This is a genomic window from Mycobacterium kyorinense (assembly GCF_001672775.1).
Lineage (GTDB): Bacteria > Actinomycetota > Actinomycetes > Mycobacteriales > Mycobacteriaceae > Mycobacterium > Mycobacterium kyorinense_A.
Genome location: NZ_LZKJ01000018.1, coordinates 1 through 572 on the forward strand (window position 1 = coordinate 1; position 572 = coordinate 572).

The 572-nt window shown below is 62.8% G+C and carries 1 protein-coding gene; it reads right to left on the bottom strand.

Features of this window, described 5'->3' with window-relative positions:
• The coding region (locus tag A5707_RS01360; RefSeq protein ID WP_419866371.1) for a hypothetical protein at positions 1 to 539 on the bottom strand (539 nt) is incomplete at its 3' end.
• Between the last annotated feature and the right edge of the window lie 33 nt (positions 540 to 572).

Here is a 572-nt window from a genome sequence, read left to right on the forward strand (position 1 = left end):
ACGTAGGTCCAGGCTTCGGGTAGTGGGCGTTGGTGTGGCTGGTTGGTCAAGGTGTCGGTGATGATCTGGCGCAACAGTTCTGGTGTGGTGGGGGGTAGGTGGTGGGGGTTTTTGGTGTCGTGGTCGCCGGCGAGCAGGCGCAGGGCCAGCAGCCCGAGTTTGTAGGTGTCGGTGTAGATGGTGGCCAGTTCTTCGCCGGGGGGTGCGTCCCAGCCCGGGGTTTCCATCTGGGGCAGCGCCGAGACGGTGTTGATGCGCATGGCGTCGCAGTCGATGAAGTAGGCCGCCTCGTGGGGGCTCAGGGCGAAGAGCAGGTTTTTCGGTGAGATGTCGCCGACGCACACACCGTGCTTGTGCATGAACGCCAGCGTGGAGGCGACCTCACGCAACAACGTATAGCGTTGGGCGTCAGTGATGTTGAGGCCGCGCGCGGCTAGCACCGAGGAATGGTTGAGCAGGTGCTGAAACTCTGCGGTGGTCCGTGACACCCCTTTGACGGTGGTCAGGTCGATGAAAAACTGAGCGGGGATGGCTGGCATCACGAAACCCCGTGGCCTGCCGCTTTCTTCGAC